The organism is Chamaesiphon sp. OTE_75_metabat_556 (assembly GCF_031378165.1).
In the GTDB taxonomy this organism is placed as follows: domain Bacteria; phylum Cyanobacteriota; class Cyanobacteriia; order Cyanobacteriales; family Chamaesiphonaceae; genus Chamaesiphon.
This window is the reverse complement of sequence record NZ_JANNDR010000110.1, coordinates 1-7,204: the sequence shown is the minus strand read 5'-3', so window position 1 is coordinate 7,204 and position 7,204 is coordinate 1. Positions and strand designations below refer to the sequence as shown.

Here is a 7,204-nt window from a genome sequence, read left to right as displayed (position 1 = left end):
GACGGAATTATTAGGTCATTGTTGGGAAAATTGTGTCTCCCATTTCGGCAAAGGGGAAGTCAATCACAGTCGCGCCTATGGTTTATTTGATAAAGTTAAGCTGCAAAACCATCTGCTGGCCAAATGCGAAACAGGGGGAGTGGAATGGCACCAAGGCAAGGCCACAAATATCGAGCACGATCTCGAACGCTCGATCGTCACTACTCCGACGGGTGAAACCATCCGCGCTAGATTGGTTATCGATGCCAGCGGCCACGATCCGATGTTTGTCAAGCGACAGAAGGATCGGGGCGCGATCGCCTTTCAAACTGCCTACGGTATCGTCGGTCATTTTTCTGAACCTCCTGTAAATCCGCAACAATTCGTGCATCAGGATTTTCGCAGTGAGCATCTATCAGCCACCGAACGCGCCAATGAGCCGCCGACCTTTTTATATGCGATGGATCTTGGCGATGATGTCTATTTTGTTGAAGAGACATCGCTGGCGATGGCACCCCCAGTAAGTTTCGAGCTGCTAGAGCGACGCTTGCACCAGCGATTGGCCGCACGCGGCATCAAGGTAACAGCTGTCCACGAGGTGGAACGCTGCATCTTTCCGATGACGTTACCCCTGCCCGATCTCCATCAATCTGTGGTGGCCTTTGGCGGTGCAGCGAGTATGGTACACCCCGCTTCGGGTTATCTGGTTGGGGCGTTGCTGCGCCGCGCTCCTGGCTTGGCCGCAGCCATTGCCACCGCACTCCAAGATGTCCAAGCCGAGCCAGCCGCGATCGCTCGTGCGGCATGGCGGCAGCTCTGGAATCCCGATCGCCTGCGCAATTACTATCTCTATCGGTTTGGTTTGGAGAAGTTAATGCGCTTCGATGAGGTGATGTTAAAACAGCATTTGGATACATTCTTCAGTCTGCCCCAAAGTCAATGGTCGGGATTTTTGGCCGACAGTCTATCGACACCAGAATTGATTGCCGCGATGGTGCGCTTATTTGCCATCGCACCCAATTCCCTGCGCTGGGGTTTGATGCAATTTCCCGGTTGGGAAAGCAATCTCTTCTGGCAATTTATCAGCCTCCAAGCAGCAAAATCGCCACTAGCTGTTACTTCCACGACAATTAGTCCCAATTTACCGCTCGTTGGTAAATAGCGTATAAATCTAAATCCCTAGATCCAGCAATACCTTTACAGATTTAACTCTGACTCCGATTCGAGATTTTCGATCGCTTGAATGCCCCGCGTATCGCCCAGTTTCAGTAGAGCCGCTTTGGCATCATCTCTGACCCCCAGATCGCAATCTTCTTCTAAAACTTGGATCAGCGCATCGACAGCAGTGGCATAAACCACATTCGATGGCAATTCTCGACACAATCGCCCCAACGACCACGCACAGTTGCTGCGGACTGCGGCTAAGGGGTCATTAATCAACGCTTCAATAATCGGCGGAATGGTGGCAATTACAGCTTCATAACTGAGATCGGCAGCTTGTCCCAAGGCACTAGCTGCCCAGAGTCGCACTGCCGAAATATCCACCTTGAGCGATCGCAACAATGGCTTGAGCGCGCGAATATCTTTACAGTTGCCTAGTGCCCAGACAATCCCTTTACGGACGTAGCCATTCCAATCGCGATCAAGTTGATAAATCAAGGGTTCGACAGCGTCGGGGCTGGGATTTCGTCCGAGTGCATAGGTAGTCGCTACTCTCACCAGTGGGCAGGGGTCGGTGAGGAGGTGGATTAAGGCCGGAATCGCTCTGGCATCTTGAATTTCACAAAAAGCTCTAGCCGCTAGCATCCGTTGGGCGGGAACTGAATGCGTCAGCAACGGCAGCATGGCATCTGGATCGGGTCGGAGCGGTTCTGGATTGGCATCCAACACAGCCAAAGTATCCAGATTGTCCACCGGACTCTCTAGATCGGTATCATCCTCCAGGAAGTTGAGATCTCGTTCGTAAACCATAATAAATACTCTAGCCTATGCCCATGCCCAAAATCCAGCCTCAAGCTCTAAATCTACTCGCCACGATCTCGTCGCCTTGGCAATAGTTAAAGATCGATCTCAAATCGACTGTTATGGGCATTATATCAAAGTGGGTGGCCAGGATTTGAATCTCAGCCCTGGCTCGGCCTAAGTCATCAGACTCCAGTTTCGCCCAGCGTCATCGATCTCCATCCTGTTGCCATGAATCCCAATCTCGGAATGCTAATTTTTGGCCTATTTTCACTATTGTTTGCAAATATCGTGTTCCAAGCTTGGAACAATCAACAGCAGTCAAAACGCTGGCCGAAGACGCAAGGGAAAGTAATTGAGAGTAGTGTGGATCTGAACATCCGCAAAACCTACAGTTTGAATGTTCGATATACTTACTCGGTCAACGGCGATCGTTACATCAGCAATCGGTTTGACTTTTACGGACACGGTTATGCCTCCGAGCGAAATGCCATGGCACAACAGCTACCCTACTTAGTTGGCAGCACGATCACTGTCTACTACGACCCAAGAAAACCTTGGAATGCTGTCCTCAATCGATATGTACCAATAGGTTGGTATTTTATGTTGCTATTGATGTCAGCGGGAATGCTGGCACCAGTTGTCACTGAGCTACGCAATTCATTAATAACCACTGCCATCAAATAACGATCGATAATTATGGAGATTAGCAACCAGACGGCTGGCTTGATTGTTTTATTCTTGGCATTATGTTCGGGAGCATATTTACTATCGATATCGATCGGTCAACAAGAGTCGAAGCAATGGCTCTCAACGAGGGGCGAAATGCTCGAAAGTATTGTCGAAAGTGGATCTGATGGTGGCTATGTCTTGTCTGTCCGCTATGCTTATACAGTGCAAGGACATCGATATGTTAGCGATCGATACTCTTTTTGTACGTATCAGCCTACTTCCGAACGTGCTGTCAGAAGAGATCTCCTCCTTTATCCAGCCGGAGGTGTCGTTACCGTTTACTATAATCCTCGCAAACCAGCAGATGCCGTGCTTGATCGACATATTCCAATTTGGTTAACGATATTTTGGATGTTCTTTACTGGATTTTTGAATTTTGTTGGAGTGGGTTTCTTACTGAAAAATGCAGCATAGGTATTGAGACAGGAATTATCAACCTATGCTGAAAGTTGCTAAAAATTAATTTGGATCGAGCTTCGACTTGAGTTTGAGCTGGAGATCCGTGCCTTTTTTCAGGATGACTTCGCCACCAGGACTCGATAGGACAAATGCAGTTGCAGCAGCGGCACCAGCTAATTTACCATGCTTGAATTTAGTTTTATCACCGACAAAGTTACCGGCGATCGTTCCACCCAAAATAATTCCAGCATTTTTGAGAAATTGACCTTTAGTTTTGGTCTCGACTTGAGTATTGACTAAAGTAGCCTCGATCGGCAAAAGGTCACCGTTTTTGAGTTTGACACTATCAAAGGTCAAGTTCATCTGGGCTTTCTTGCCTTTAGCTGCTTTAGTAACATTTTCCAAATGTCCTTCGATCGTGGCATCTTTCAGGGCTGGATATTTACTCACAGAACCATTTTTGATTTTGATGGTAAATTTCTCATTGTTCCGATTTTTACCACTCGAAAGTTCTTGTTGGAGATCGGTTTCGAGCGTTACTCCAGCGGGAGCTATTGCTAGCACACTAGCCGGCTTATTCGCAGTGGTTATGGCTCCGGTTGTTGCTGGTTTAATCTTAGCAGGAGCAGATTTAACAGTATCTACAGGTCGATCGGCAACTTTGCTACTGCAACTAGCTAAACTACCTAGCGATAGTGTTAATAGCACTAATGAAACGGATTGTTTGAACATGATTTTAGACTCCATACCTCATACCACATCAAAATTGAATGTGATATTGACAGTCTAGCATTTGACACTAGATTCAACTATTCGCTAAATGTATGGAAATCTCTACTTCTTACTCCCGATCGTTTCTACCTATCTATACATCAATCTAAATATTTTAATAATTAATAGAAACAATCTAATCTCAAGTTTGGCGATTTACTTACTTGCTAAAAAAGTCGTTAAAGAGTACTCACAATTTACTTTGCCAATGATTTCTTGACCCAGCCATGCGGTATTGTGTCCGAGCGAATTGAGCCGATCGCTCGTCACCGCCCAAGTTTGTTGCGGATCGAACAGGATCGATCGAGTGGGAGCCGCTTGATGCAGACACTGAGCGGGATTGGTACTCAGTGCTGCCCATAATTTGATCGCCGATAGCTGACCCGAAACGACTAAATGTTGCCACAACAACGGCAACGCCAACTCCAAACCGATTGCCCCTGGTGGGGCTTCGCCAAAAGCGACAGTTTTTTCTTCATAGGTATAGGCATGATGGTCGATCGCGATCGCATCCAATACCCCTGTTTTGATGCCTTCAATCAGGGCAAGCTGGTCGTCTGCGGTGCCTAAAGGCGGGTCGAGCTTGAAATTGGGGTCATAATTTTTGAGGCTGCTAGTATTGGCAATGAGATGCAACCAGGTGGTACTTGCCGTAATCGGCACCCCCCGTTGTTTGGCAGCGGCAATTAGTTCGACACCGCGACGGGTAGACATCCGCATCAGATGGACAGGGGTACCAATGTCGGCGATGATTTCGATCGTCGCCGCCAGTGCCGCAGTCTCGCTACTCACCGGATCGACGGGCAATCCATACTCGATCGCGGCAATTCCCTTACGAGCAATCCCATCGCCGCGTAATTGGCGATCGCAAGCATACAACGCAATCGGCAGTTTAAATGGTTGGAGATATTCCAGTAAGCGACGGGTGAGCGCAAGATTGGAGATCGCATGTCCATCTGCCCAGCCAGTAATTTGCGCCGTCGCCAGCTCTGCCAATTCGGTCATCGCTTTGCCAGCCGCGCCTTCTGTCAGTGCCCCCCAGTAGCCGAGCTGAGGGCAATTGGGGATGTGGGCTACAATTTGTCGATACTCACGATCGAGACTGATAATACTACTGGCTCGATCGAGTGCTGGCAAAGTATCGGGTAAAATATTGACCGAAACAAATCCCCCAGCTTGAGCGGCTAGCAGTAAAGACTCGATCGTTTCTCGTTCTTCATGCCCTGGCGTGCCACTATGACTGTATAAATCTACTAATCCTGGGGCGAGAATCAGGTCTTGAGCTGGGATAATGGTTAAATCCGTTGGCAGTTGAGTTGTAGGTGAAACTTCCTCGATTACGCCATCGATAACTAATACGTCGGTGACTCGGTCTGTTCGGTCTATAGGCGCGATTGGGTCTAATACTCTAACCTGTTGAAATAATTGGTTCATCATTCAAAAGATCTCTGAAGAACTATGATGACCCGATCGACAACTTCATCGATTTTTGATTGGTTGAGTAGAGCAATTTGGCGAATAATGTTATCTCGATTGATAGTAGCAATCACATTCGGTCTGATATAACAAGGACTGATATTGAGTCTACCACTCTGAAAGTCTAGATCTGTTATCTCAATCTCATCAGTTCGACCGGATTTACTAGTAATCGGACAAAAGATAAAGTTATGGCGATCTGATGGTGCAAGCAGAAATGCTGGCCTTCGCTTAATTGCCGAAGCATCAGAAACAGGAAATAGCACAGATACTACCGATCCTTGTTGAAGATTCTCTAGAGATCTTGCCAAGCTTTGTCTTCCTCCTCATCCAGCCATACTTCTGCTAGCGATGATTCGCTCAGATTTTGCCAGTCTCGAACTAATTGAGAGGAATTTTCTAGGTTAGTAGCTTCTAGATAAATTGAATTGACTCGATCGGCAGACAATCCTGTCAGTGTGGCAACTTGAACGGGATCGATCTTAGCTTGCAGCATATTGAGCGCAACTTGGGTTAAACCATTTTGCCATCCTTGCTCCCACACTTCTCGTAGAATAGCGGATTGGGCGATCGATCTGTCCATGACATTTTTTGCCGTAAATTGATTAGATCGTGTTCAGCCTATCAATTTTAATCGAGATCGTCGATCGAAGACAAGTTGGTTTCCCATTCGGGTGCTTACTCCAATACTTCCTCGATCTTGTCTCCACTGTGATGAAAATGATGAACCTAATTATTTAATTTTCAAGACATTATCGATCGAGATCGACAACATCATCATTTTTCATCCTTAAAACCCACCAACAACCTGTAGATACTGTCTTGAGAGTCAAGAGGGAAGAGAAAGAAAATTGGGGTCAAAAGGGAGCTGAGATTTCAGAACCCCAAAGACCTGGCGGAGAAGTTTGTGCATAGCAGCACCAATCATCGACATTTTCGACTTACCATTATCCAAAAGACGGTCACAAAAAACCTGAATAAACGGGTTATAGCGACGGGCAACAATGGCAGGCATATACAGAGCCTGGCATTGCTGAATTGCGGTATGATATGGAGATCGAGCGAAAAATTTAGAAAATAATGAAAGTCGAACTAGAGTCAATAAAGTGTCCAGAATGTAAATCAACTCATGTCAATAAAAATGGGCGTAAAAGAGGCAAACAGAATTATATCTGTGTTGATTGTGGCAGGCAATTCATAGACTGTCATAAAGTACAACAGGGCTATTCAGGAGAGGTTAAACGTGAATGTCTGAAAATGTATGTAAATGGGATGAGATTTAGAGCAATCGAGCGAATAAAAGGGGCACATCATACCAGTATTATTAATTGGGTTAAACAAGTAGGTAAATTGCTTCCGAATGCTTATGCACCAGAGACAATTCCATTAGTGGGAGAACTCGATGAGTTAGAAACATTTGTTGGGTCAAAAAAAACAAAATCTGGCTCTGGACGGCAGTTACCCACTTCCAAGTAGGGATTTTAGGGTGGGTGTTAGGTGACCATAGTGCAGCAACTTTTAAACCATTGTTATTCTAAGTCTAAAGATATGCTTGCACATTCAGTTAAGTTGCTAGTTCACTATCTTAAATTTTGGGATGTTCCGATCCCTTATTCAGCCAATCATTTAACTGGCAATCGAGTCCTATGAATTAGACGGTTTTCACTAGACTCGATCGCTAAATCACACCTCAATTCAGCAACGCCGACTTGACTAAAGTCAAAGCATCCGATCGAGTCAATCTTCTAAGCTCGACTTTATCCATTTTCGATCGCTTTGGATCTAACCGTCTAGCCATAACGGTTATAGCAGGTTGGACTTTTTGAATATCGCCTGTTTTATCGATCTGTGAAAAGTCGGTTCGACGAGAGCGAGTCTGGGAGCC

At 46.2% G+C, this 7,204-nt stretch carries 10 protein-coding genes and 1 pseudogene; 4 read left to right on the top strand and 7 right to left on the bottom strand.

Annotation, left to right across the window (positions count from 1 at the left end; translation table 11 throughout):
* Nucleotides 1-1,141 (top strand): lycopene beta cyclase (crtL, locus tag RMO27_RS04925; RefSeq protein ID WP_309729832.1); only part of this gene is annotated, 1,141 nt, incomplete at its 5' end.
* A 35-nt stretch (nucleotides 1,142-1,176) separates the two neighbouring features.
* Here crtL and RMO27_RS04920 read toward each other — a convergent pair.
* Nucleotides 1,177-1,950, bottom strand: coding sequence for a HEAT repeat domain-containing protein (locus RMO27_RS04920; protein WP_309729829.1), 774 nt, complete (start codon nucleotides 1,948-1,950; stop codon nucleotides 1,177-1,179).
* 222 nt (nucleotides 1,951-2,172) lie between these two features.
* Here RMO27_RS04920 and RMO27_RS04915 point away from each other — a divergent pair, with 222 nt between their 5' ends.
* Together RMO27_RS04915 and RMO27_RS04910 are read left to right on the top strand one after the other, a co-directional pair.
* The gene (locus RMO27_RS04915; RefSeq protein WP_309729826.1) at nucleotides 2,173-2,628 is read left to right on the top strand and encodes a DUF3592 domain-containing protein; all 456 of its coding nucleotides are present in this window, start codon (nucleotides 2,173-2,175) and stop codon (nucleotides 2,626-2,628) included.
* Nucleotides 2,629-2,640: 12 nt separating this feature from the next.
* Nucleotides 2,641-3,087, top strand: coding sequence for a DUF3592 domain-containing protein (locus RMO27_RS04910; protein ID WP_309729823.1), 447 nt, complete (start codon nucleotides 2,641-2,643; stop codon nucleotides 3,085-3,087).
* A 45-nt stretch (nucleotides 3,088-3,132) separates the two neighbouring features.
* Here the strand turns inward: RMO27_RS04910 and RMO27_RS04905 are convergent, their stop codons facing one another.
* The 5 genes from RMO27_RS04905 to RMO27_RS04885 form a co-directional block, all read right to left on the bottom strand.
* On the bottom strand, nucleotides 3,133-3,804 hold the full coding sequence (locus RMO27_RS04905; RefSeq protein ID WP_309729820.1) for a hypothetical protein: 672 nt from the start codon (nucleotides 3,802-3,804) through the stop codon (nucleotides 3,133-3,135).
* 195 nt (nucleotides 3,805-3,999) lie between these two features.
* Complete coding sequence (locus tag RMO27_RS04900) at nucleotides 4,000-5,280, bottom strand: dihydroorotase (RefSeq protein WP_396133614.1); 1,281 nt, start codon at nucleotides 5,278-5,280, stop codon at nucleotides 4,000-4,002.
* The gene (locus tag RMO27_RS04895; protein ID WP_309729813.1) at nucleotides 5,277-5,630 is read right to left on the bottom strand and encodes a type II toxin-antitoxin system PemK/MazF family toxin; all 354 of its coding nucleotides are present in this window, start codon (nucleotides 5,628-5,630) and stop codon (nucleotides 5,277-5,279) included. The genes RMO27_RS04900 and RMO27_RS04895 overlap by 4 nt, the downstream gene beginning before the upstream one ends.
* Nucleotides 5,615-5,902: a hypothetical protein gene (locus tag RMO27_RS04890; protein ID WP_309729811.1), complete on the bottom strand. Its 288-nt coding sequence runs from the start codon at nucleotides 5,900-5,902 to the stop codon at nucleotides 5,615-5,617. Before RMO27_RS04890 ends, RMO27_RS04895 begins: the two co-directional genes overlap by 16 nt.
* Before the next feature lie 246 nt (nucleotides 5,903-6,148).
* Complete coding sequence (locus RMO27_RS04885) at nucleotides 6,149-6,334, bottom strand: hypothetical protein (RefSeq protein ID WP_309729808.1); 186 nt, start codon at nucleotides 6,332-6,334, stop codon at nucleotides 6,149-6,151.
* Between the two features lie 86 nt (nucleotides 6,335-6,420).
* On the opposite strand from RMO27_RS04885, the pseudogene RMO27_RS04880 reads away from it, so the two are divergent.
* A pseudogene (locus tag RMO27_RS04880) lies at nucleotides 6,421-6,969 on the top strand (IS1 family transposase).
* Nucleotides 6,970-7,009: 40 nt separating this feature from the next.
* Here the strand turns inward: RMO27_RS04880 and RMO27_RS04875 are convergent.
* Nucleotides 7,010-7,204: hypothetical protein (locus RMO27_RS04875; protein ID WP_309729805.1), on the bottom strand; the 195-nt coding region annotated here is incomplete at its 5' end.